The sequence below is a fragment of the Streptomyces sp. NPDC023838 genome (assembly GCF_040639555.1).
Lineage (GTDB): Bacteria > Actinomycetota > Actinomycetes > Streptomycetales > Streptomycetaceae > Streptomyces.
This window is the reverse complement of sequence record NZ_JBFAAD010000002.1, coordinates 25878-49337: the sequence shown is the minus strand read 5'-3', so window position 1 is coordinate 49337 and position 23460 is coordinate 25878. Positions and strand designations below refer to the sequence as shown.

Annotated in this window: 19 protein-coding genes and 5 pseudogenes; 9 read left to right on the top strand and 15 right to left on the bottom strand. The window is 69.0% G+C overall.

Annotation, left to right across the window (positions count from 1 at the left end; all coding sequences use genetic code 11):
• Positions 1-118: 118 nt before the first annotated feature.
• Positions 119-1642, top strand: a complete 1524-nt coding sequence (locus AB0G17_RS02465; RefSeq protein ID WP_361374667.1) for an aldehyde dehydrogenase family protein — start codon at positions 119-121, stop codon at positions 1640-1642.
• Positions 1643-1802: 160 nt separating this feature from the next.
• Here the strand turns inward: AB0G17_RS02465 and AB0G17_RS02460 are convergent, their stop codons facing one another.
• A complete protein-coding gene (locus AB0G17_RS02460; RefSeq protein ID WP_361374665.1) occupies positions 1803-1955 on the bottom strand; it encodes a hypothetical protein in 153 nt (50 codons plus the stop codon).
• Here AB0G17_RS02460 and AB0G17_RS02455 point away from each other — a divergent pair.
• Positions 1930-2007 (top strand): annotated as a pseudogene (locus AB0G17_RS02455) (transposase); the annotation flags it as partial. The gene AB0G17_RS02460 and the pseudogene AB0G17_RS02455 sit on opposite strands and share 26 nt — an antisense overlap.
• 44 nt (positions 2008-2051) lie before the next feature.
• Here the strand turns inward: AB0G17_RS02455 and AB0G17_RS02450 are convergent.
• From AB0G17_RS02450 to yicI, 4 genes and pseudogenes are all read right to left on the bottom strand, one after another.
• The gene (locus AB0G17_RS02450; RefSeq protein WP_361374663.1) at positions 2052-2300 is read right to left on the bottom strand and encodes a hypothetical protein; all 249 of its coding nucleotides are present in this window, start codon (positions 2298-2300) and stop codon (positions 2052-2054) included.
• A gap of 8 nt (positions 2301-2308) precedes the next feature.
• A complete protein-coding gene (locus AB0G17_RS02445; protein ID WP_361374661.1) occupies positions 2309-3745 on the bottom strand; it encodes a non-reducing end alpha-L-arabinofuranosidase family hydrolase in 1437 nt (478 codons plus the stop codon).
• A gap of 411 nt (positions 3746-4156) precedes the next feature.
• Positions 4157-4360, bottom strand: a pseudogene (locus tag AB0G17_RS02440) (xylosidase); the annotation flags it as partial.
• Between the two features lie 281 nt (positions 4361-4641).
• Positions 4642-6879 carry an alpha-xylosidase gene (yicI, locus tag AB0G17_RS02435; RefSeq protein ID WP_361374659.1) on the bottom strand — a complete coding sequence of 746 codons (2238 nt, stop codon included), beginning with the start codon at positions 6877-6879 and terminating at the stop codon, positions 4642-4644.
• Positions 6880-7207: 328 nt separating this feature from the next.
• Here yicI and AB0G17_RS02430 point away from each other — a divergent pair.
• The 5 genes and pseudogenes from AB0G17_RS02430 to AB0G17_RS02410 form a co-directional block, all read left to right on the top strand.
• Positions 7208-7660, top strand: a pseudogene (locus AB0G17_RS02430) (hypothetical protein); the annotation flags it as partial.
• Between the two features lie 149 nt (positions 7661-7809).
• On the top strand, positions 7810-9060 hold the full coding sequence (locus AB0G17_RS02425; protein WP_361375309.1) for a sugar ABC transporter substrate-binding protein: 1251 nt from the start codon (positions 7810-7812) through the stop codon (positions 9058-9060).
• Between the two features lie 10 nt (positions 9061-9070).
• Positions 9071-10030, top strand: a complete 960-nt coding sequence (locus AB0G17_RS02420) for a sugar ABC transporter permease (RefSeq protein WP_361374657.1) — start codon at positions 9071-9073, stop codon at positions 10028-10030.
• A 5-nt stretch (positions 10031-10035) separates the two neighbouring features.
• Positions 10036-10893 carry a carbohydrate ABC transporter permease gene (locus AB0G17_RS02415; protein ID WP_361374655.1) on the top strand — a complete coding sequence of 286 codons (858 nt, stop codon included), beginning with the start codon at positions 10036-10038 and terminating at the stop codon, positions 10891-10893.
• 26 nt (positions 10894-10919) lie between these two features.
• Entirely contained in the window at positions 10920-12299 is a 1380-nt protein-coding gene (locus tag AB0G17_RS02410; RefSeq protein ID WP_361374653.1) for a GH1 family beta-glucosidase, read from the top strand.
• 58 nt (positions 12300-12357) lie between these two features.
• Here AB0G17_RS02410 and AB0G17_RS02405 read toward each other — a convergent pair.
• The 5 genes and pseudogenes from AB0G17_RS02405 to AB0G17_RS02385 all read right to left on the bottom strand — a co-directional run.
• Positions 12358-13091: pseudogene (locus tag AB0G17_RS02405) on the bottom strand (ROK family protein); the annotation flags it as partial.
• 54 nt (positions 13092-13145) lie between these two features.
• Positions 13146-13457: a hypothetical protein gene (locus AB0G17_RS02400; RefSeq protein ID WP_361374651.1), complete on the bottom strand. Its 312-nt coding sequence runs from the start codon at positions 13455-13457 to the stop codon at positions 13146-13148.
• Between the two features lie 166 nt (positions 13458-13623).
• Positions 13624-13752: a restriction endonuclease fold toxin-2 domain-containing protein gene (locus tag AB0G17_RS02395; RefSeq protein ID WP_361374649.1), complete on the bottom strand. Its 129-nt coding sequence runs from the start codon at positions 13750-13752 to the stop codon at positions 13624-13626.
• Between the two features lie 13 nt (positions 13753-13765).
• Positions 13766-14011 (bottom strand): annotated as a pseudogene (locus tag AB0G17_RS02390) (transposase); the annotation flags it as partial.
• A 158-nt stretch (positions 14012-14169) separates the two neighbouring features.
• On the bottom strand, positions 14170-15618 hold the full coding sequence (locus tag AB0G17_RS02385; protein ID WP_361374647.1) for a hypothetical protein: 1449 nt from the start codon (positions 15616-15618) through the stop codon (positions 14170-14172).
• 567 nt (positions 15619-16185) lie between these two features.
• On the opposite strand from AB0G17_RS02385, the gene AB0G17_RS02380 reads away from it, so the two are divergent.
• Complete coding sequence (locus tag AB0G17_RS02380; protein ID WP_361374645.1) at positions 16186-17631, top strand: cytosine permease; 1446 nt, start codon at positions 16186-16188, stop codon at positions 17629-17631.
• A 7-nt stretch (positions 17632-17638) separates the two neighbouring features.
• Here AB0G17_RS02380 and AB0G17_RS02375 read toward each other — a convergent pair whose 3' ends face one another.
• On the bottom strand, positions 17639-18208 hold the full coding sequence (locus AB0G17_RS02375) for a HutD family protein (RefSeq protein WP_361375307.1): 570 nt from the start codon (positions 18206-18208) through the stop codon (positions 17639-17641).
• 235 nt (positions 18209-18443) lie between these two features.
• Between AB0G17_RS02375 and AB0G17_RS02370 the strand changes: the two genes are divergently transcribed.
• On the top strand, positions 18444-19307 hold the full coding sequence (locus AB0G17_RS02370) for an alpha/beta hydrolase (protein ID WP_361374643.1): 864 nt from the start codon (positions 18444-18446) through the stop codon (positions 19305-19307).
• An 84-nt stretch (positions 19308-19391) separates the two neighbouring features.
• Here the strand turns inward: AB0G17_RS02370 and AB0G17_RS02365 are convergent, their stop codons facing one another.
• The 4 genes from AB0G17_RS02365 to AB0G17_RS02350 form a co-directional block, all read right to left on the bottom strand.
• Complete coding sequence (locus AB0G17_RS02365; RefSeq protein ID WP_361374641.1) at positions 19392-20126, bottom strand: alpha/beta hydrolase; 735 nt, start codon at positions 20124-20126, stop codon at positions 19392-19394.
• A 145-nt stretch (positions 20127-20271) separates the two neighbouring features.
• A complete protein-coding gene (locus tag AB0G17_RS02360; RefSeq protein ID WP_361374639.1) occupies positions 20272-21150 on the bottom strand; it encodes a helix-turn-helix domain-containing protein in 879 nt (292 codons plus the stop codon).
• The gene (locus AB0G17_RS02355; RefSeq protein WP_361374637.1) at positions 21147-22013 is read right to left on the bottom strand and encodes an alpha/beta hydrolase; all 867 of its coding nucleotides are present in this window, start codon (positions 22011-22013) and stop codon (positions 21147-21149) included. The genes AB0G17_RS02360 and AB0G17_RS02355 overlap by 4 nt, the downstream gene beginning before the upstream one ends.
• A gap of 185 nt (positions 22014-22198) precedes the next feature.
• Complete coding sequence (locus AB0G17_RS02350) at positions 22199-23446, bottom strand: helix-turn-helix domain-containing protein (protein WP_361374635.1); 1248 nt, start codon at positions 23444-23446, stop codon at positions 22199-22201.
• Positions 23447-23460 lie beyond the last annotated feature (14 nt).

The following is a 23460-nucleotide window of genomic DNA, read 5'->3' as shown; positions in this document are numbered from 1 at the left end:
GGAACCGGGCCGCCGCCCCCGTCGTGGCCGCCTCGCAACGGACCCGCAACGTCCCCGCGCCTAGCCTCCGCTGCGAGTGCCGTCCAAGGGCGGGCGGCGCCGGAGGGAGGCCACGGAGATGACCCGTTACGCAGCACCCGGCACCGAGGGCGCGATCGTCTCGTACGAGTCCCGCTACGACCACTTCATCGGCGGTGAGTACGTACCGCCGGCCGGTGGCCAGTACTTCGAGAACCCGAGCCCCGTGAACGGCCGCCCCTTCACCGAGATCGCCCGGGGCACGGCTGAGGACGTCGAGCGCGCCCTCGACGCGGCCCACGCGGCGGCGCCCGCCTGGGGACGGACGGCCCCGACCGAGCGCGCCAACATCCTCAACAAGATCGCCGACCGCATGGAGGCGCACCTTGAGGAGCTGGCGGTCGCGGAGAGCTGGGAGAACGGCAAGCCGGTCCGCGAGACGCTGGCCGCCGACATCCCCCTCGCCATCGACCACTTCCGCTACTTCGCGGGGGCGCTGCGGGCGCAGGAGGGCTCGCTGAGCCAGATCGACGAGGACACGGTCGCGTACCACTTCCACGAGCCGCTTGGGGTCGTCGGTCAGATCATCCCGTGGAACTTCCCGATCCTGATGGCGGTGTGGAAGCTGGCCCCGGCGCTCGCTGCGGGCAACGCGGTGGTCCTCAAGCCCGCCGAACAGACCCCGGCGTCCGTGCACGTCTGGCTGGGCTTGGTGGCCGACCTGATCCCGCCCGGCGTGGTCAACATCGTCAACGGCTTCGGAGTCGAAGCGGGCAAACCGCTGGCGTCGAGCCCGCGCGTCGCGAAGATCGCCTTCACGGGCGAGACGACGACGGGCCGTCTGATCATGCAGTACGCGTCCGAGAACATCCGCCCGGTGACGCTGGAACTCGGCGGCAAGTCCCCGAACATCTTCTTCGACGACGTCTGGTCGGCGGACGACGACTTCCGCGACAAGGCGCTTGAGGGCTTCACGATGTTCGCCCTCAACCAGGGCGAGGTCTGCACGTGCCCGTCCCGGGCGCTGATCCAGCGCGGCCACTACAGCGAGTTCCTGGACGCGGGCATCGCCCGCACCGAGGCCATCGTGGCGGGTCACCCCCTGGATACGGACACGATGATCGGCGCCCAGGCCTCCAACGACCAACTCCAGAAGATCCTGTCCTACCTGGACATCGGCCAGCAGGAGGGCGCGAAGATTCTGACGGGTGGTCAGCGCATCGAGTACGACGGCGAGATGGCGGGCGGCTACTACGTCCAACCCACGATCTTCGAGGGCGACAACCGCATGCGGATCTTCCAGGAGGAGATCTTCGGCCCAGTCGTCGCGGTGACGTCCTTCACGGACTTCGACGACGCGATCCGCACGGCCAACGACACGCTGTACGGCCTCGGCGCCGGCGTCTGGACCCGCGACGGCAGCCAGGCGTACCGCGCGGGCCGCGCTATCCAGGCGGGCCGCGTCTGGACGAACTGCTACCACGCCTACCCGGCGCACGCCGCCTTCGGCGGCTACAAGCAGTCGGGGATCGGGCGGGAGAACCACAGGGTGATGCTGGATCACTATCAGCAGACGAAGAATCTTCTGGTGTCGTACTCGGCGAAGAAGCTCGGGTTCTTCTAGAGGCGCACAAAAAGGCGCCTGACCTGGGCTTTTGCCGGTCAGGCGCCTTCCGTCCGGCCCGCTCAGGGCAGGGACCGGTTATGCCGTAACTGCCACTTTCTCCCACTGCCATCCCACTCCTGACCAGCGCTTCCGGACCAGTCACGGACCAGAAGCCGGCTTACCCAGCCTGTACCGGACCCTGGCTGACGCGGTCCCACTCCTGCATGGACTGCTCGATGAGGCGGTTGGCCTGCTCGCGGACGCCCTCCAGGAACCCGGACCGGGTGCGCCGGTATCCGTCGGACATGACGGACGCAGAGTGGGCGGCCATCCGGCCGTTGCTGCCGGTGCCGGCCTGGCTTCAGGGGCGGGGCGGACAGCCCGAGGGCTACTGCCACCGCCAGAATGCTGGACCAATGCCACGAAGTTAAGCCCCCTTTGGCGGTGTCAAGGCATCAGGGAGAGTGATCTTGTAGGTGCTCGGCGCGGTGCGGATGAGTCGGCCGTTGCGGGCCCAGTAGCAGAGTTGCGCGGTGAGGCTGCTGAGGGGGCGCCCCGAGGTGGGGAGCCCGAGATGCCGCGCGATGTCCCGGGTGTGCATGGCCTGGTTGGAGTTCTCGGCCAAGAGGCGTACGTCGTTGCCCGCGAACGTCAGGAACACCAGGACCTGCGTCACGCCACCGGCTAGCGCTGCAGTGTCAGCACGCCCGGCCGGTACGGCAGGAGGCCGTAGTCCATGCCGTCGGTGCTGGGGTCGCGCCCCTGGTAGAGGAACTGCAGATGGCAAGGGTCGATGGTCTTGGTCTGGTCGGGGTTGGTGCGAACCACATCGCCGTGGCTGACGTCCTTGGTCCAGGCCGTCGCGCCGCTGTTGGCACTGCCGGCGAAGGGGTTGGTCACGGTGTCGGCCTGCGGTGTCCACGTGCCGTCGAGGCTGGTGGCCGTGAACGAGCGGAAGAAGCGACCATGTCCTGTGTAATTCTGGGCCTCGACGATCATGAGGTACTGGTTCTGACCCTGGACCTTGTAGACCTCCGGCGCCTCGAACAGGTTGAGCTCCGTGTCGCTCATGATCTTCGTGACCGAACCGAAGGTGCCCGGGAAGTTGCCGATGGGCATGCTGGACCGGTAGATGTCGCCCTTGTCGTTGGCGAAGAACATGTGCATGTTCGTGTCGTCGCCGATGAGGGTCACGTCGAGGGGACCCCCCTTCGGGAGGGTGCCCGTCCACAGCTCCTGCTGCGCGGACCAGCCGTTGGGGTTGGTGGGGTCGCTCGAGGTGCGGTAGGAGAAGCTGTGCGGCCAACCCCCATTGTAGGCGAGCACCCAGAGGTTCTTCGGGGCGAAGTAGAACAGCGTCGGCGCGAAGCCATCGAAGGGAATCGTGTTCTGGGTGGCGGTGGCCATGTCGGACCAGTTCGTGAAGGGGCTGAAGGTCGTCAATCCCCAGCGCCCATCGTCACCGGCGAGGTTGTTGTGCGTCGTGGCATAGACGACGTGCTTGCCGTTGTGGACGACGCTGGTGAAGTCCTTGAGCGAGGCCCACCCCGACTTCGGCTCCGCCAGCGGGCCGGTCGAGGCCCACCGGTAGGTCGACGGAAGGGCACACGCGTTGCTCGCCCCGGACAGGCCGGTCCACTTCTGGTTGGCGCCGCCGTGGCACGACCAGAGCTGCACCCCCGTGCCGTTGGCCTTACCCCAGCCCGAGACCTCCAGGCACAGCCCGGACCGCACCCCGACGATCGTGCCGTCGGGGTTCACCCGCCACTGCTGGTTGTCACTGCCGTTGCACGTCCAGATCTGCACCGGGCTCCCGGCCGTGGTGGCGCCGCCCCGGACATCCAGGCACTTGTTGCCGTACACGGCCAGCTGGTTGCTGTCCGTCAACGTCCACTGCTGGTTGATTCCACCGTGGCAGTCCCAGATGTGCACGTTCGCGCCGTCGGTCTGGCTGAAGCCCTCCACATCGAGACACCGGCCGGAATCAACACCGCGCACGTCGCTGGTGGTGGCCGCCTGAGCCGGGCCGGCGACGAGCAGCGCCGCCAACGCGGCCAGGGCCGCAACCGCGGCGGCGAGCACCGCGGACGGGCGTCTGCGGCTGAAACTGCGTCTGCGCATAAGGACCTCGTCATCCTTGAGCAAGCGACTCCGGTCTTCCCCGTCAGAGGTTGTACGGATGCCGGTGTGGTACGACCCCGACTGTCCGATATACCGAACAAGGGTCGAAGGGTCGAGCAATTGGATGATTAAGGTTCCGGTGATCAACGTCAATACCTCTTGCACAATTCGCGGGCAGAAACGTTCGCAGGCTGAAACCAGGCGGCTTCAAGTTCCGTGGTTGTACCGGTCTTTGGCGTGAGGGGCAGGTAGCAGTGCGCGGGCTTGGTGATCATTACGGACCCCGACCAGGTCGCTCACTTGAGCCTCTGGTTCGGCTCGGTGCCCGACCCGCGCTCGCGGCGGGGCCGGTGGCACTCAGGAACGCCGCACTGGCAGCGGTCCGGGCACCGGTGGAGCACGGCTTCGCCCACTGATGTCGGCGGCGGCGCCCAGCCAGACGCGGCTGCCGGACGCGGGGAGGTCGGCGCCGGCCTGCTCGGTGCCGGTGCCGCTGGTGTTCCAGGCGGCGTCCATGGTCAGGCCGTCGAACATCACCAGCCTGCTGACGCCGTCCTGCCGCGTGACGCCGATCCAGGCGGAGGAGTCCCGCAGCATCGCCAGCCCGGCCCCCTCGAAATGGGCCTCGAACCAGGCCGCTTACCTGGGGGTTCGCCGGACGTTGGGGCAGCCGTCGTCTGATCATGTGCTCCGACCAAGGTGCACTGATCAAGACGAAGCCGGCGAAGGTGGGTCTGCTGCCTGATGCCGGTCCCGGGGAAGCGTTCGCGCAGGCGTCACGCTTCCCCGGGAGGACTTATTCGACTGCACGTAGGCGCACTCGACAAGCGCCACCAGGGCCGGCTCGCCCCGTGATGCCCCCGCCAATGACGGGGCGTCTGCCTGGACCCCGGCCTTCACAGGTCGGCCGACACCACCGTGCGTGGAGCGCTGTGGCCCTCCGGTGGGGTTACGGTCACCGTCGTGTCCGTCGCCTCGCGCGTCACCTGGTAAGCGGCGGCAGGGCGGCCGGCGTGGTCGGGGACAGTGACCGTCACCTGGTGTGCGTCGGGGGTGACGAGCAGGGCGAGGTCGTCGAGCCAGTCCCCGTCGGGCCGCTGTGTGTCGGAGCCGAGCGGGATGACCGCTCCTGGGCGGACGTACAGGGGCAGGCTGTCGAATCCGTGCCTCTCACGGCGCCAGACCGGGCCCTGGACGTGTTCGCCGGTCAGGAGGTGGGTCCAGGTGCCCTCGGGCAGGTAGTACTCGACGACGCCGTCGGCCGAGAAGACCGGGGCGACGAGCAGGTCGGGACCGAGCATGTACTGCCGGTCCAGGCCGCGGGCGGTGGGGTCCTCGGGGAACTCGAGGAGCATGGGCCGCATCAGCGGCACGCCGGTGTGGTGTGCTTCGGCCGCAGAGCCGTACAGATAGGGCATGAGTCGGTGCTTGAGCCGCGTGAACTGCCGTGTCACGTCGACGGCTTCGTCACCGAACTCCCACGGCACCCGGTAGGAGCTGGAGCCGTGCAGACGACTGTGGGAGGAGAGCAGGCCGAAGGCGAGCCAGCGCTTGAAGACCGCCGGGTCCGGGGTGCCCTCGAAGCCGCCGATGTCGTGCGACCAGAAGCCGAATCCCGACAACGACAGTGACAGACCACCGCGCAGCGACTCTGCCATCGCACCGAACGACGACCAGCAGTCGCCGCCCCAGTGCACCGGGTACTGCTGGCCGCCCGCCGTCGCCGAGCGCGCGAACAGGACGGCCTCGCCCGCGCCGCGTTCCTTTTCCAGGAGCTCGAAGACGGTGCGGTTGTACAGGTGCGTGTAGTAGTTGTGCATGCGCTCCGGGTCGGAGCCGTCGTGCCACACCACGTCGGTGGGGATGCGCTCGCCGAAGTCGGTCTTGAAGCAGTCGACGCCCTGGTCGAGCAGCACCTTCAGCTTCGACTGGAACCAGGCGCAGGCCTCGGGGTTCGTGAAGTCGACGAGCGCCATGCCCGCCTGCCACAGGTCCCACTGCCAGATGTCGCCGTTCGCCCGCTTCACCAGATACCCCGCGGCGGCGGCCTCGCCGAACAGGGCGGACTTCTGTGCGATGTACGGGTTGATCCACACGGAGAGCTTCAGTCCCCGTCGCTTGAGCCGGGCCAGCATGCCCTCGGGATCGGGGAAGACATCCGGATCCCACTCGAAGTCCGACCACTGGTACTCGCGCATCCAGAAGCAGTCGAAGTGGAAGACGCTCAGCGGGATGTCCCGCTCGGCCATGCCGTCGACGAACGACGTCACTGTCTCCTCGTCGTACTGCGTGGTGAAAGACGTGGTGAGCCACAGTCCGAACGACCACGCCGGCGGGAGCGCCGGGCGGCCGGTGAGCGCGGTGTAGCGCCGCAGGACGTCTTTCGGCGTCGGGCCCGCGACGACGTAGTACTCCAGCGTCTGGTCCTCTACGCTGAACTGCATCTGGCCGACCGACTCCGAGCCGATCTCGTAGCTCACCTTGCCGGGGTGGTTGACGAACACGCCGTATGCTCCGGTGGGGCAGACGTGCAGGCTGAACGGGACGTTCTTGTAGGCCTGTTCGCTGCTCGTGCCGCCGTCGGCCTGCCACATGTCCACGATCTGGCCGTTCTTGACGAACGGCGTGAAGTGTTCGCCCAGACCGTAGACCTGTTCGCCCACGCCCAGCGCCAACCGCCCGGCCATGTGGTGCGCACCGTCGCCGGTGGTGAAGAAGGCCGTGCCCTTGCGGCCCGCCGATGTCATCTCCCGGCCGTCCGCGTCACGGAACGACAGCGCCCAGGGTGCGGCTTGGTCCAGGCGTGCGGTGAGGGGGCCACTGGTCAGCTCGATCATGTCGCCGTCGCGGTGCACCTGGCCGACCCCGGTGTCGGCGCCCGGCAGGCCGAAGTCCGGGCCGGGGTGGAGCTTGCCCGCCAGGTGTGTGGCGCGGACGCCGATGATGCCTTCGGCGAGGGAGAAGCAGTCGACGGTCAGCAGGGGGGAGTTGAGGGTGTCGCCGCGGCGCTCGACGCGCTTGGTCGCGGCGTGGGCGGTGAAGCGGTCGGCGTCGGCTCGGACACTGCGGACCTCGGTCGCGTACGAGGCCTCGACCCCGTCGCGCATGAGCCAGAAGCCGTCGGTGAACTTCATGATCTTCCTCAGGGTGGTGCGGGGTAGCGGTTCGGGTCGCAGGAGCCGTCGGACTTCCCCTGCCGATGACGACGCCGGTCGGTGGCGTGGAGCCCCTCAACTGGCTTGAGATCTTGAAGGGGAAGTAGCTGTGCGTGCCATTTGATCGTACAGAAAACAAAACGGCAAGGACCCTTCTTCGGCGTGACCGCGGAAGCGCTTCGATTCTCAACAGCGCCAGGTAGCCACGCTTTTGCGAGGCGTGACGTTTGCTCCAGGGTCTAGCGTCGAAGCGCTTGGTGGCGTATTAGTCATGTCAGCAAACAAACTCGCAGCAAAGGGCCGCACCATGTCCGACCGATTCACTCCCACCCCCGAAGACACGTTCACGTTCGGTGTGTGGACCGTCGGCTGGCGGGGCAACGGCCCCTTCGGCGACGCCACCCGCCCCGCGCTGGACCCCGTCGACTCCGTACGCCGGCTTGCCGAACTCGGCGCGTACGGCGTGACGTTCCATGACGATGACCTGGTCCCCTTCGGTTCCTCCGACGCCGAGCGCGAGGCCATCGTCAAGCGGTTTCGCGCCGCCCTCGATGAGACCGGGCTCGCGGTGCCGATGGCCACCACGAACCTGTTCACCCAGCCCGTCTTCAAGGACGGCGGCTTCACCGCCCTGGGCCTTGCCGAGCTCCTGGCCGACAAGGGCGCGTACGAGGACTACGACGTGAACGCCGCCGCCCAGCGCTCCATGGCCTTCGAACGCCTTGACCAGCTCGCCATGGAGCACCTGCTCGGCGTGAGCTGACCCCCGCACCCCGCGATCGACCCCGTCCGGCTGAGGCCGGAGCCGAACCGGGATCTGCGAACACCCCCGGCGGGACACGGGCGTCCCGCCGGGCCGGCCACTCCTCCCCCTTCCAGGCAAGGGAAACCACCGTGACAGCAGCACACATACCGGAGCGCGCGCGTGTCAGGCGTCGCCGCGTCGGTCGGCGGGCGACGGTCCCGCTCACCGTTGTCTCCGCGCTCGTGGCCACCGCGGCGCTCGCCGGCTGCGGCCAGCAACGCGACGACGATGTCTACACCGTCCTCAACTCGTCGACCGACGACTCGTATCACAGCTGGGACGCAGCCACCCTGTCCCGCTGCAGCAAGCGACTCGGCATCACCATCGAGCAGCAGAGCGTGCCGGCCGCACAGGTCATGACGAAGTCACTGCGCATGGCGTCCTCGAAGTCACTGCCGGACGTCATCCAGTTCGACGCCTCCGAGATGCCGACGTTCGCCGAGGCCGGCGGCCTGATCGACCTGCGCACGCTGGGCCTGTCCACCCAGGACATACCCCGGGGCATCGTCGACTTCGGCTCCTACAAGGGCACGTACTACGGGGCCGCGCGCACGGTGAACACCATCGCCCTGTTCTACAACAAGGACACCTTGAAGAAGGCGGGTCTCGAAGTGCCCACCACCTGGGACGAGATGCGGCAGACCGCCGAGAAGCTCACCAAGGGCAGTCAGTACGGCATCGCCCTGAGCGCGGGCGGCGCGGAGGACGGCGTCTTTCAGTTCACGCCGTTCATGTGGTCCAACGGCGGTGACGAGTCGCAGCTCGCGAGCAAGCAGGTCGCCCAGGCGCTCGACTACTGGAAGGGCCTCATCAAGGACGGCTCGCTGTCCAAGTCGACCGTCAACTGGACCCAGGCCGACGTCAACGACCAGTTCATGGCGGGCAACGCCGCAATGATGATCAACGGTCCGTGGCAGGTCGAGACCCTCAACGCCAAGAAGAACCTGCACTGGGGCATCGCGCGGATCCCCGTGCCGAAGGCGGGGGAGGACTCCGTCAGCCCGCTCGGGGGCGCCGTGCTGACCGTGCCCAAGTCCGGTGACACCGCGCGTGAGAAGAATGCCGCGAAGATCATCGACTGCATGGCCGGCGAGAAGGAGCAGATCACCTACGCGCGCAACAGCTGGATGGTCCCGGCCAACGAGAAGGCCGCCGCAATCTGGCGCAAGGAGGTGCCCGAACTCGACGCCCTCGCCGACCAGGTGGCCACCGCCCGCTCGCGCACCGCCAAGGTCGGCGCGCGCTGGTCGGCGGTGTCGCTCGCCCTGCAGAGTGCCTTCCAGTCCGCTCTCACCGGACAGTCCAGCGAGGCCGCGCTCAAGCGCGCCCAGCAGCGCGCCACGAGCGGGAAGTGACGTGACGAACATGTCGACCACCACAGCCTCCGCGACCGCGCCCGACGCCGATCACCGGACGAACACCGTCAAGAAGCCCGACCCGGCACGCGCCCGGCGCCGCCGCAGGCTCTCCCAGTGGGGCTTCATCGCGCCCGCGGTCATCTTCATGGTGCTCTTCTTCGGCTACCCGCTCGTGCGCAACGTCCTGATGAGCTTCCAGGAGTACTCGCCCTCCACCTTCTTCGACGGCAAGGCCCCGTTCAACGGCACCGACAACTGGAGCAAGGTCTTCCAGGACGACCTGTTCGGCAAGGCGCTGTGGCACACCGTCGTCTTCACCATCGGGTCCCTGATCGGCCAGTTCGGCATCGGCCTCGCGCTCGCCGTCTTCTTCACCAAGAGATTCCCGCTGAACGGCGTGCTGCGCTCCCTGATCCTGCTGCCCTGGCTCGTCCCGATGGTCGTCTCCGGAGTCGTGTGGCGCCGCATCCTGGACCAGGACACCGGCGTCCTCAACTCCTTCCTCGACACTTTCGGCCTGGGCGGCGCCACACCCTGGCTGACCAGTCCCGGCATGGCCCTGTTCTCCGTCATCGTGGTGAACATCTGGATCGGCATCCCCTTCAACATGGTGATCCTTTACGGAGGCCTTCAGGAGGTCCCCAAGGAGCTGTACGAGGCCGCGTCCCTGGACGGCGCGTCCGCCTGGCGCACGTTCCGCTCGATCACGCTGCCGCTGCTGAAGCCGGTCATCACCGTCGTGCTGGTCCTCGGGTTCATGTCGACGGTCAAGATCCTCGACCTGATCCTCGCCCTGACCGACGGCGGCCCCGCCGACTCCACCCAGACCCTGGGCACCCTCACGTACCAGAACTCCTTCGTGCAGCTGGACTTCGGCGCGGGCGCCGTCGTCGGCAACATCCTGATCCTGATCTCCGCCGTCTTCGCGGTGTTCTACCTGCGGGCCAACCGCTCCGAGGGGAAGTGACCGGCATGGCGACCACCACCGTCACCGAGACACCCGCCGCCCAGGGACCTGCCACCAGGGCGAAGCGTCGCTGGGGCACCACCGTCGTCGGCGTACTCATCCTGTGCGTGATGCTCTTCCCGCTCTACTGGATGCTCAACACGGCCCTGCAGCCCACATCCGGCCTCCTGGAGGTCTCGCCCATCCCGCACGGGGTGGACCTGTCCGGGTTCACCTCCGCGATCCGCGAGCAGGGCGGCCACTTGCTGACCTCGCTCGCCGTCGCCTTCGGCGCCGTCACCATCTGCCTCGCGATCGCCGCCCCCGCCGCCTACGGGCTCGCCCAGTTCGGCCTCCGTGGCACCCGCACCATCGTCTTCGGCACGCTCATCACCCAGATGGTGCCGGGCATCGTCATCGCCAACGCGCTCTACAGCGCGTACGTCGATCTCGGCCTGGTCAACTCCTACTTCGGCCTCATGCTCGCCGACGCCTCGCTCGGCATCCCCTTCGCCATCGTCCTGATGCGCTCCTTCATGGTGGCCATCCCCAAGGAGGTCATCGAAGCCGCCGAGGTCGACGGCGCGAGCCGGCTCCGTACCTTCGTGCAGGTCGTGCTCCCGATGAGCCGCAACTCCCTCATCACCGCAGGCCTGTTCTCCTTCCTGTACGCGTGGAGCGACTTCATGTTCGCGCTCACGCTCAACACCACCGACGACGTCAAGCCGGTCACCCTCGGCATCTACCAGTACATCGGCGCGCACGTCGGCGACTGGGGCTCCGTCATGGCCGCATCCGTCCTGTCCGCGATCCCGGCAGCGGTGCTGCTCGTCCTCGCCCAGAAGTACATCGCCGCCGGCATCACCGGCGGATCCGTCAAGTAGGCCACGTACGCCAAGTAAGGCCATCCATGAGTGACTTGCCCGTCTTCCCCTCCGGCTTCGTCTTCGGCGCGGCCACTGCCTCGTACCAGATCGAGGGCGCCGCGCACGAGGACGGCCGTGGCCCCTCCATCTGGGACACCTACTGCCACACCCCGGGGCGCGTCGACGGAGGCGACACAGGCGACATGGCCTGCGACCACTACCACCGCTATCCCGAGGACGTGGCCCTGCTGCGCGACCTGGGAGTCGACTCGTACCGCTTCTCCATCGCCTGGCCCCGCATCCAGCCCACCGGATCCGGTCCCACCAATGCCAAGGGCCTGGACTTCTACTCGCGGCTCGTCGACGAACTCCTCGAAGCCGGCATCGAACCGGCCGCCACCCTCTACCACTGGGACCTGCCGCAGGCCCTGGAAGACCAAGGCGGCTGGCGCGTGCGCGAGACCGCCGAACGCTTCGGCGAGTACGCGCAGATCGCCGCCGAGCACCTCGCCGACCGCGTACCCCGCTGGATCACCCTCAACGAGCCATGGTGCAGCGCGTTCCTCGGCTACTCCGTCGGCCGCCACGCCCCCGGCGCCCAGGAGGGCACCGGCGCCCTGGCCGCCGCACACCACCTGCTCGTCGGCCACGGCCTGGCGATGAAGGCGATGCGCGCGGCCGGTGTCCGGGAGGCCGGCATCACCCTCAACCTCGACCGCAACGTGCCCGCGAACGACACGCCCGCCGACCGGGCGGCCGCCGTACGCGCCGACACCCAGCACAACCTGGTGTGGACGGAGCCGATCCTCGCGGGCCGCTATCCGGCGACCGAGCAGGTCACCTGGGGCGAGCTGATCACCCGCCAGGACTTCCGCCGCGAAGGGGACCTCGATCTGATCGCCCAGCCGCTGGACTTCCTCGGCATCAACTACTACCGGCCGATCGTGGTCGCCGACGCCCCCTACCGCGAGCCCGACCCCGCCCATCGCGTCGCCACGGACAACCGCTACCAGGAGGTGCCCTACCCGGACGTGCGGCGCACGGCCATGAACTGGCCCGTGGTGCCCGAGTCCTTCACCGACCTGCTGACTGCGCTGAAGGACACGTACGGCGAGGCCCTACCGCCGATCCACATCACCGAGAACGGCTCGGCGGAGCACGATGTGGTGGACCAGGACGGCGGTGTCCACGACCCGGACCGCGTCGCCTATCTGCACAGCCACCTGACGGCTCTGCGCGCCGCCATGGACGCGGGCGTCGACGTACGCGGCTACTACGTCTGGTCGCTGCTCGACAACTTCGAGTGGGCGCTGGGCTATGCCAAGCGGTTCGGGATCGTACGCGTCGACTACGACACCCAGCGGCGCATCCCGAAGGACAGCTATCACTGGTATCGGCAGCTGATCGCGGCACACCGGCGCTGACACCGTCCCGGAGTGCGCGGCGGATCGACACCGCCAGGCCCTCGCCCGGCCCGAGATGTCAGTCCGCCACGCGCTCCACGTACGCCGCCGGGTCCGCCAGGACCTCGCGCGCCGCGCGCGCGGCCGCGCCCCGCGCCGCATCACCGGACGAGAACGAGGCCCGCAGCCGCTTGCTGCCCGGCGTCCACAGGCCCGACACCACACGGGCGGTCAGCTCCCCGTCGGCGGCGGGGGCGAGCCACGGCATGAGGTCGCGGAAGACACCGCCCAGAATCACCGCGTCCGGGTCGATCAGATTCACCGCGCCCGAGAGCACCCGGCCCGGCTGGCGCCCGGCCTCCTCGATCGCGTACAGGGCCTGCGGCTCGCCCTCGCGCGCTCGGCGCTCCAGCTCCGCGAGCCCTGTCAGGCCCGCGCTCTCGTCGATGTCCGCCGCCCTCAACAGCGCCGCCTGTCCCGCGTACTGCTCCAGACAGCCCCGCGCGCCGCAGCGGCACTCGGGACCGTCCGGCTCCACCACCACATGCCCGATCTCACCGGCGAACCCGTGGCGCCCCGCAGGAGTTGACCGTTCAGCAACAGGGCGCCGCCGATACCGATCTCGCCGGTCAGGTAGATGAAGCTGGTCACGCGGTCGTCGCTGTTGCGCTCCACCAGGCGTACGCGGTCGGTGCCGGCGAGGTCGATGACGCACACCGTCACGTAGTCAATGTTGATCTCGACCCCGAGCCCGGCGAGCCCGGTCCGCGCCACCTGCAGTGCCGTGCCCGGACGCCCCGCCTGTCCGCTGAACCCGCTTTTTCGAGGGCCCGTTCGCCGCTGAAGCGGACCGGGTGCGGGGGTCCATTACTGCGGGGGAGGCTGTTCGTCGATGGCGGTGAGGTGCTCGTGCAACTGCCGGGTCACCTCTGCCACGTCGCCGTCCACGGCCAAGGCGGTGGGGGCGTCCTCACCGTTGGCCATGGCCAGGCTGCTGGCGAACCACACCGCATGCTGCGCGGGGGTGAAGCGGTCACGCAGCCACAGAGCGAACACGCCGGCTTCGTCTGCCGTCACGTCGATCAGCGTGATGTACGCGTAGTTGGAACCCTGCACCGCCGCTGTGCCGTTCACGACGACGTCCGGTGCGAGCACCGCCTCGAAGTCCAGGACGGTCATGCTGTGGACTGCTGAGGTCCGGTAGTCGATGTATGGGTCGGGGAACGCCTCGCGTAGTGCCCGCTCCAGGGAGTCCAGGCTGCTGCCCCATTCGGCCTCTGGGCCCGGGGACGAAGGAAAAGTTGGTTCGGATATTTCGTGCCGCAGTCACGCCGGTCCTTGAGGGTCAGGGTACGTATCGGGTGGATCCTGGGGTGCCGGTCGTGGCCATCATGGACTGCCAGTACGCGGCGTTGTCCTTGCCGTTCGTGACGACTTCCAGCTCCCGGATCTCGCTGTTGGCGGGGTTGGCCATGGCTTTCTTGTACCGCGACCAGGCCCAGGTGGTGGTCGCCGATGACGAGGCGGACACCGTTCAGACCGCGGGCTCGCAGCGAGCGCAGGAACCCGCTCCAGAACACCTCGGTTTCGCTGTCGCCGACCACGAGCCCGAGGACTTCGCGGCCGCCGTCCTCGGTAATGCCGGTGGCGATGACCACGGCCTGGGACACGATCTGGTGCTCGACCTCGACCCTGGCCTTGCAGTACGTCGCGTCGAGACAGACGTAAATGAAACGGCGCCTGAACTGGGCTTTTGCCCGTCAGGCGCCGTTCATCCAAGCTGCTCGGACCGAGGGACGACGCAGACATCCGTCTCGTCGCCACCGCAACTCTCATCGGCTACCGCCGACTCACCAACCGAAACGACGTCTGCGGGGGTGTCCCGTCGTCCTCACCCGTCCCGGCGTTCCGCCGGAAAGACGAAGAAGCCGGCGTCCGTGGTGAGGTACCCGTAGCCGGTGGACCGGGAGAACAACGGGATGCCGTCGCTCGGCAGGTCCTTGGCCAGCACCTTCTTCGTGCGGGCGTCCACCGCGAGCGCGCTCGTGCCGGACCCACCTTCCTTGTCGGTGTCGCCGTACAGCACGCCGTTCGCGGAGAAGCGGCGAGGGGTCAGCAGGGTCTCGCCCTCCGCCTGCTTCCACAGCTCTTTGCCGGTCCCGAGGTCCCACACGGCGGTGCCGCCCTTGGTGTGAGCCGCTGCGAGCTTGTGGTCGGGAGAGAAGACCGAAGAGCCCTCCGTGTTGATCGTGTCGCCCGGGAAGTCGGCGTAGCGATACGTGGTCGAACCGCCGACCTGCTTCCCGCTCGCCAGGTCGTACGTCGCCGTGACGAAGGTGTCCGGCGAAAACGCGCCGGCTCCCCACGCGGTGAGGATCCGCCCGTCACGTACGTCGAGGACACGGACGGCTCCACTGGTGCGCTTGTGGTCCTTGTCCAGCTTCACACCCTGGGGCGGGGCGACGTCCGCTGTGCTCCACACCCTCTTCCCGGTGGCCAGTTCAGACATGACGAGCTGTTCGGGATCGGTCTCGTACGTGGACGCGTTCTCCACGTGGAAGGCATACGTCCCGGTGATCAGCGGGGCGTGCGCCTGCGCGCCGTCGATCTCGTTGTTACGCGGGTCGAAGGAACAATGCGCGAGCATGCCCGTGCAAGTGACCTTGTGGGGCGCACCGCCGTCGATGGGCGTGAGCGTCAGGGTCGCGTCGCCGTCCTGCTCGATCAGGTGGCCTTCGTGGATCGAGACGTCCTTGCCGTCGCCCGCGTGCTCAATCGTGCCGAGCCGTGCTCCGTCGGCTCCGTAGACAGTGACCGTGATGCTGCTCTTCCCCGCGCTCAGCCCGTCGGACTCTTGGGTGCGGGTCGTGGTGACCGCCACCGCCGGCACACCGTTGTGCCAGGTCGTGGCAGCGACGGTGCCGGCCTGCGCGTCGAGGGACTTGCGTACGGCTCCGGTGTTCACGTCCCTGAACTCCAGGGTCACCGCCTCCGGCTTGTCCGAGGAGTAAGCGGAGAAGAGCGTGCCGACCGTGCCGTCCAGGGGGTCGTTCTTGTATCCCCCGCGGGCGTACCCACCCTGACCGACCTTCACGAAGAGCAGGACGGCACCGAGGTCGATGGCCTTGGCCGGCGGCAGGCTCCACGCCTGCTGCTTGGCGAGGCCGGGCAGCGTGGGGCCTGAGTAGACCGGCCCCTTGGGGGCCTCCGTGCCGCCCTTGCCGCCGCCCTGGGCGGCGCTGCCGGGCCTGGCCTTGTCGCCGTCGCTCTCGGAAGAGCAGCCCGTGACAAGGCCGAGAGCCAGAACGAGGCTTGTGGCGATCAGTGTGTGCTTCTTCATGTTCCCGCTGGTCTCGATGAAGTGCGCATGGCAAGCGCAGATGATCTTCCCGAAGCATAAGGCGTCATCCTCAGCGGCAACCCCGGTGGGCAAGCAAAGGCGAAAGGCCTTGCGGACAGCCGTGGCCCCCTGCGCTCATCTTGCCTTCCGGCAGTCCGGGAAACCCGATCCTCCCCGCCGACGCCGGGGTGCTTAACTCTCGTGGCGATCAGGAGCGTGACGGCGCGCCCACCGCAACAACGCTCCCGCCAGACACGGCTTGGGCAACCGCCCCACTCATTTGCCCAGCTGCTGTAAGGGCATCGGGCTTCTGGACTCGGGGCCGTCCGCCTGTACGCAGGAGGCTTCCAGTGGGGAGGGGCGGGGCAGCAAGCCCCGCCCGCACGCCACCCCCCGGGCCCGAACCCCGTCCAGGGGACAGGGGGCGGCAAGTTGGCCCCGTATGAAATTTGCCATTCAAGATCTTGATGTTTGTTCATCTCCATGCCAGATTCGGCGCAGCCCATCCTGGGTCAACGGCGGAGTTCGTCCCGATGCGCCGGAACAGCTGCGGGAGAGGTCACCACCATGCCTGTACAACACGCCCCCGGGGACCGCCTCGCGATGGAGAGGCGGACCATCGAAGCCGTGCCGGAAGGCGAGCGGCACGGTACGCCGCGCAGCCAGTTCACCCTGTGGTTCGGCGCCAACATGCAGATCACCGCCATTGTCGACGGCGCGCTGTCGGTCGTCTTCGGTGCCGACGCCGCCTGGGCGATACCCGCGCTGCTGATCGGCAACGTGCTCGGCGGCATCGTGATGGCGCTGCACTCCGCGCAGGGGCCGCGGCTCGGCGTGCCGCAGATGATCTCCAGTCGCGCGCAGTTCGGCGTCTACGGCGCCGTCCTGCCGCTGGTGTTGGTGATCCTCATGTATCTCGGGTTCGCCGCGACCGGCAGCGTGCTGGCCGGGCAGGCGGTGTCCGAGATGCTGCACATCAACACGGACGCCGGCATCCTCGTCTTCGGCGCACTCACCACCGTGGTCGCCGTCACCGGCTACCGCCTCATCCACATCGCGGGCCGCGTCGCGACCGTCGTCGGCGCGCTCGGCCTCGGCTATCTGCTGGTGCGGCTGTTCACGCAGTACGACGTCTCGGCGCACATCGGCAACAAGGGGTTCGAGGCGGCGACCTTCCTGCTCGCCGTGGGGCTCGGGGCCGGATGGCAGCTGACCTTCGGCCCGTACGTCGCCGACTACTCGCGCTACCTGCCCCGCGACACCAGCACGCGCGCGACGTTCTGGTCCACCTTCGCCGGCTCCGTCATCGGATCCCAGTGGTCCATGACGCTGGGCGCGCTCACCGCGGCCGTCGCGGGCAAGGCCTTCCTGCCGGACCAGGTCGGCTTCCTCGGCGATCTGGCAGGCCCGGCGTTCCTCGCGTTCCTCATCTACCTGGTGATCGTGGTCGGCAAGCTGACCGTCAACTGCCTGAACGCGTACGGCGGTTTCATGTCGATCCTGACCACCGTCACCGCCTTCGACCGCCGCTCGCGCATCTCGGCCGCCGTGCGCGCCGCGTACATCGTCGGCTTCATCGCGGTGTCCATGGTCATCGCGCTCGCCGCCAGCGACGACTTCCTGACCAACTTCAAGAACTTCGTCCTGCTGCTCCTGACCGTGTTCACCCCGTGGAGCGCGATCAACCTCGTCGACTACTACCTGCTCTCCCGCGAACGTGTCGACATCCCTGCCCTGTACGACCCGGACGGGCGCTACGGGCGCTGGAACGTCACCGCGCTGACCTGCTACGTCGTCGGCGTCGCCGTGCAGATCCCGTTCCTGGCCACCAAGTTGTACGCCGGCGCGATCACCAGGAAGCTCGACGGCGCCGACATCTCGTGGATCGTCGGGCTGGTGGTCACCTCGGTCCTGTACTGGCTCTGGGCGCGGCGCACGGCCAATCCGCCCTCCGAGACCATCCATCCGGCCGTGACGGAGAGCGGCGGGCCGGCAGAAGTGCCGGTCGGCTGACCCGGCGTCACCCCATCGGGATGAGATCCGCCCACAGGGCGACGGCGTCGGGCGAGAGCGGCGCGACCGCTCCGGCCGACGCCTCGTCGTCCCCGTCCCACCACACGCCCTGGCCGGGCGTCAGGACCTGCCCGTGGGCCCCGGCCTGCCAGCGTCCGCGCAGCACATAGAGCACCCCTGCGTGCCCCTCGCGTGGTGCGATCGGACCCACGACCCGCTCCACCGTGGTGGTCCAACGGCCGCGCCGGACCATGAGGTTGAGCACCCGGCAGGAGCCTCCCGGCAGTTCGGCGTCCAGCGCGAGGTCGCCGGAGAATCCGAACGGCTCCCCCGCCCGCGCCAGCAGCCGGTCGAACACCCCGGGGCAGGTCAGCCGCACGCCCTCCCCCGCCAGCAGGGTGAGGGTCCGGTCCACGCCCGGGAACGCCGAGAACGGCCCGTCCCGGTCGATGTCGGCAACACTCGCGCGCCACCCGAACGCGTCACTGCCGGCCGGCCGTGACGCGATCTCCCTGGTCGCACCGCCGCCGTTGCGCCACCGACCCGCAGACAGTGTCTCGACGTCGAAGTGGTGCATGGGGTGGCGCTTGGGGTCGTGCATGGGGTCGTGCATGGGTGGGGCTCCTGAGCTGCGGGGGCTACGGGTACGGATCATTCTGGTCATTCTGGAACGGGAATCATTCTCTTACGGATCCCACAGCCCGGCGGAGACGGCACTTCCGGGCCCGGCGATGAGATTCGCCTCCCGCCGGAGTCTCCACCCACGACGGTCGCCGCGTACGCGGACGGCCCTTCGAGGAAGGACGATCTCCATGACCACGCACCACACCCTCGCCGTCCCCGGAGCACGCCTGCACTACGAAGTACGCGGCGAGGGGCCGCTGTTGCTCGTGATGGGGGCGCCGATGCCGGCGGCGGCGTTCGCGCCGCTGGCGCAGGCGCTCCAGAGCGAGTACACCGTGGTCACCCATGACCCGCGCGGCATCTCGGGCAGCGTCCTGGACGACCCCGAACAGGACTCCACCCCCGAACTGCGGGCGGACGACGTCGCCGCGTTGCTGGACGCCCTCGGTGCCGACTCCGCCGACGTGTTCGGCAGCAGCGGCGGCGCGGTGACGGGGCTCGCTCTGGTCGCCCGCCATCCCGGGCGGGTGCGTACGCTCGTCGCCCACGAGCCGCCCCTGCTGGAGCTGTTGCCCGATGCCGCCGAGCAGCGCGCCGCGACCGAGGACATCATCGCGACCTTCCACCGGGACGGGGTGGGGGCGGCGTGGATGAAGTTCATGGTCAACGCCGGATTCCAGGTCGGTGGGGACGAGGGCGGCGCTCCCACTCCGCCGCCGGGCGAGCCCTCCGCGCAGGACCTCGCCGACAGCGCTCGCTTCTTCGCCCACGAGCTCCGGCACACCACCCGCTATCTCCCCGACAGCGCGGCGCTCACGACCGGACCCACCCGCGTGGTCGTCGGCCTCGGCGCCGACTCGGGCAGCCTGATCACGTACGGGACCTCCACCGCGCTGGCCGGCCTCCTCGGTACGAAGCCGGTCGAGTTCCCCGGCGACCACGGCGGCTTCGTCGACCGACCGAGCGAGTTCGCCGGGATACTGCGAGGGGTGCTGACAGGCGGGTGCGGACAGGCGGGTGCGGACAGGCGGGTGCGGACAGGCGGGTGCTGACGGACGGGTGCTGACAGGCGGGTGCGGACACGCGGGTGAAGCCGAAGCCGTCGCCGTGCCGGCCTCGGGCAAGGGCCGTCCCCGTCAGCTCGTCGCCCGTACCGCGTCCCGGATCACGCCCGCGACCTGCTTGGGTTCGGACAGGGCGACGGCATGGGAGGCGTCCGGGAGTTCGAGGACGACGGCCCCGGCGCGCTGGGCGCCGAAGCGCTGCACATCGGGGTTGATCGCGCGGTCGGCCCCGGCCACCAGAGCCCAGGACGGCTTCGTCCGCCACGCGGCCGCTGACGCCTTCTCGGTGAAGGCAACGGCGGCGATGGGGCGTTGGGCCGCTGCCAGGACCGTGGCGATGTCCTCGGACACGTCCGCGGCGAAGACGGAGGGGAAGGCCGCCTCGTCGATGGTGACCTCGACTGCGAGGTCACCATCGACGAGGAGGTGAGTCGGGTACGTCCGCTCCTTCAGGTAGGTCCTCAGCGGGGAGTCGGGGAAACGCCCCCGCAACTCCCCGATGCTCTCGCCCTCGTACGGTATGAACGCGGCCACGTACACCAGACCGACGACGTTCTCCGCCTCGCCGGCCACGGTGATCAGCGCCCCGCCGTAGGAGTGGCCGACGAGTACGACCGGGCCGTCGATCTGGGAGACGACGGAGGCGAGGTAGGCGGCGTCGGAGACGAGGCCGCGCAGCGGGTTCGGCGGTGCGATCACCGGGATGCCGCAGCCGCGCAGTTCCGCGATGACGCCTATCCAGACTGCCGCGTCGGCGAAGGCTCCGTGCACGAGAACGACGGTGGGGGTGGGGGCCGAGGGGTACATGGGGAGGTCTCTTCTCGGTGTCGGATCGCGTGGGGGCGTCGCGCGGTGTGCCGATGGCACCCACGCTAGGGCCGGGCGACGACATCTCTGGCACACCTGTGCACGGCCGCTGTCATGGCGGTGCATACCAAGGCCCCGCCTCGGCTCAGGCAGGAGCCGGGCGGAGGGCGCCGGAGCCCAAGGCCGTTGGCAGCGAACGGAGTTCGCGGGCCCCGGCGTCCGTTGGGGCGGATGTCGACGTGGCCAGCGACTGCCATGCGCTGGGAGTCATGCCGTACGCGCCCCGGAAGGTGCGGCTGAAGTGCGAGGGGCTGCTGAAGCCCCAGCGGTGCGCCACCGAGGCCACCGTGAACCGCCGGTTGGACCGGCTCAACTCGACCCTGCACGCCTCCAGTCTGCGTCGGCGCACCCACTGGCTCACCGTCGTGCCGTCGTTCTGGAAGAGCTTGTGCAGGTACCGGACGGAGATGTGGTGGGCGCGTGCGATGGATTCCGGAGAGAGGTCCGGGTCCATCAGGTGCTCCTCGATGTGGACGCGGATCCGGGACAGCATCTCGTTGCCGCCCCGCGACCCCTCGGCCGCCTCGTCGTCCGCCGTGCTCGTCTCCAGGAGTTCCATGACCAGTACGGAGAGGAGGTGAACGGCCGTCCGGGAGAGCCGGTCCTCGATCGTGGACCGGTGGGACTCCGCCCTGGCCGCGAGCGAGGAGAGGAAGTCCGACACCAGTGCGCCCAGCCCCTCGCCGCCGCGCACCGGCACACCCACCACCTGATCCAGTTCCGGCTCCGTGACTCCGAGATAACAGCGGGGCATGTGGAAGAACTTCATCCGGCTGTCGTCGCCGAACCTCACCAGGTGGCGCCTGGCCGGATCGCAGAAGACCAGGTCGTTCGGCTCCAGGACGTGCTTGGCGCCCTTGCGGACGACGGTGACCGGCCCCTGGACGTGCATCCCCAGGTAGAGGAGGTTTCCGTCCCCCTCTGCCGGCATCGCGGAGAGTATCTGCACGAGCGATCTGGTCATCGGGGCTCCACGCCGTCCGGTGCAACCGGCGCCTCGGCCAGGAACTTCTCGACCACCGCGTTGAACGCCGCCGGGTTTTCGAGGAACGGGAAGTGTGAACTCGCCACGTCGGAGGGGAAGACGTGCAGGCGCGCGCCGGGAATCTGCTCGGCGATGAAGCGCTGCGAATCGGGGTGCACATGGCTTCCCTCGCAGCCGATCACCAGGGTCGGCACATCGACCCGGGGCAGCACGTCGCGCCAGTCCTGAGCGCAGTGGTCGAACAGCAGAGGTACGCCCGCGTGGGCGGGTGTCGCGGTGATCTGCTCGGCGACGAAGGCGAGCACCTCCGGGTCGGGTTCGCCGGAGAACATGCCGCGTACGAAGTCGGCACGCACCTTCTCGCCCCCCGGTGCCGCGAGCGCGGCGCCCAGGGCGAGGAGCGCCGACACGTCGAAGATGGCGCCGGAGTCCTGCTGTTCCTGCCGGGTCGTCCAGGGGACCGCGGCGACGGCCGCCGGCTGGTCCACGGCGACGAAGCGCCGGATGCGGCCCGTGCCGTACTGGTCGATGAAGCTCCACCACAACGAGACGCCCATGGACCAGCCCAGCGCGTCGAACCGGTCCAGCCCGAGGTGGTCGACGAGTTCGAGCACGTCTCGGGAGAGGCGGGCGATGCGATAGCCGTGCCGCGGCTTGTCGGACAGGCCGTGGCCGCGCAGGTCGACGGTGACGACACGTCGGCCGGGGGACAGTTCCGCGAACTGGTGGCGGAACATCGCCTGCGTCTGGCCCCAGCCGTGCAGCATCACCAAGGGCACGCCCTCGCCGCCGCTGTCTTGGTACGCGAGCCGTGTCCCGTCCGTCGTGATCAGTTCTTTCATGGCATCTCCCCTGGTCACGGGCGCGCGATCGGGCCCGTCTCGTTCCCTCGTAGTGTCGGATGCGGTGCGTCGGCGCCGCCACCGCGTGCTGTAGGAATCGGGCGGGGGGTCCTTCTCGTTTTGTCGAAGGAGCGGCGAGATCCGGCCGGACGGCCTGGCCGGGCTCCAGCCTCCGGGCTCCGGGCTCACGCCCCCGCGTCCTCGCCCCTGGTGAGGAGTTCCTCGATCCTGAGTCCCAGGTGCAGGGTGAGCCGGTGGGCGCCGTCGTCCAGATCGAGGCCGGTGATCTCCTGGATCTGGCGCAGGCGGTAGTAGAGCGAGGTGCGGTGGAGCTTCAGCGCGTCGGCGGTCCTGGGGATCGACCCGGCGTGTTCGAGGTAGGACCGCAGGGTGGCCCGCAGCCGGTCGCCGCCGTTGGCCTCGCTCAGGGTGCGCAGCGGCTTCGGTACGAGCGACTCGTCCAGGGCGTGCTCGGGGAGTTGGAGGAGCACGGCGAGCTCCCCCAGCAGGTCCCAGTCGCCCATGCCCTTCAGGGAGGGCAGCCGGCGCGCGGCGCGAGCCGCCACGAGCGCCTGCTCGTACGAACGCCACGCGTCGCGCAGGTCCAGGTGCCGTCCGCCGACGCCGATCACGGGACGCGTCGACGGGTCCAGGAACGTGGTGAGTTCGTCGAGGACGCGGGCGGACTGGACGGCGACCTCGGCCGGGCCGGGAGCCCGTTCGCGCAGTTGGAGCAGGATGGCCCGCTCCTGGTCGATCGCGACGAGGCCGTGCGCCGTTCTGGTCTGCCGGAAGCCTTCCAGCGCCCCCCACAGGGCCGCCTCGGCCTGCCGCCCCGGCTCCGTGCCCCGGCAGAGCTGGACGACGGTGACCAGGACGTGCTCGGCGTTCCCGAGCAGCCCGGACTCCATGGCCCGTCGGCGTGCGGCGGTACGCGTGGCCACATTGGCGTCGACCAGCTCCAGCACCAGGGTCCGCTCGTCGCTCTTGCGGGTGTCGGCGGCGAGGTGTTCGGTGTACATCTGGGCGGCCATGGCCTCGGCGGCCCGTGCTATGGCTTCGGTCTCCTGCTCTTGAAGCGTCTTGTCCGGCGCGACCACCATCAGCAGCCCGAGGAGGTACCCGCGCTCCCGCAGCGGCACGACGTAGCGGGGCAGGAGTCCGAGATCGTCCCGGCCTTCGATGAATCCGGGCTTGGGCCACTGCGCCACGCCCTGGGCGAGGACGTACCGTACGGTCGCGTTGTCGGCGCGGCCCTGCAGCAGCGTGCCGATGCGCACCGGGTCCTCGTCTCCGAAGTGGCGGCTCGTGCAGATCATGCGGACCAGCGGATCGTCGACCGCGACGGACCGGCCCAGCGTCTCGGCGAGTTCGTCGACGAGCGCCTGGAGCCCGGGGCTGCCGGGGCGGGCCCGCTGGGGCCTTACGGTCATGCTCTGTTCCTCTC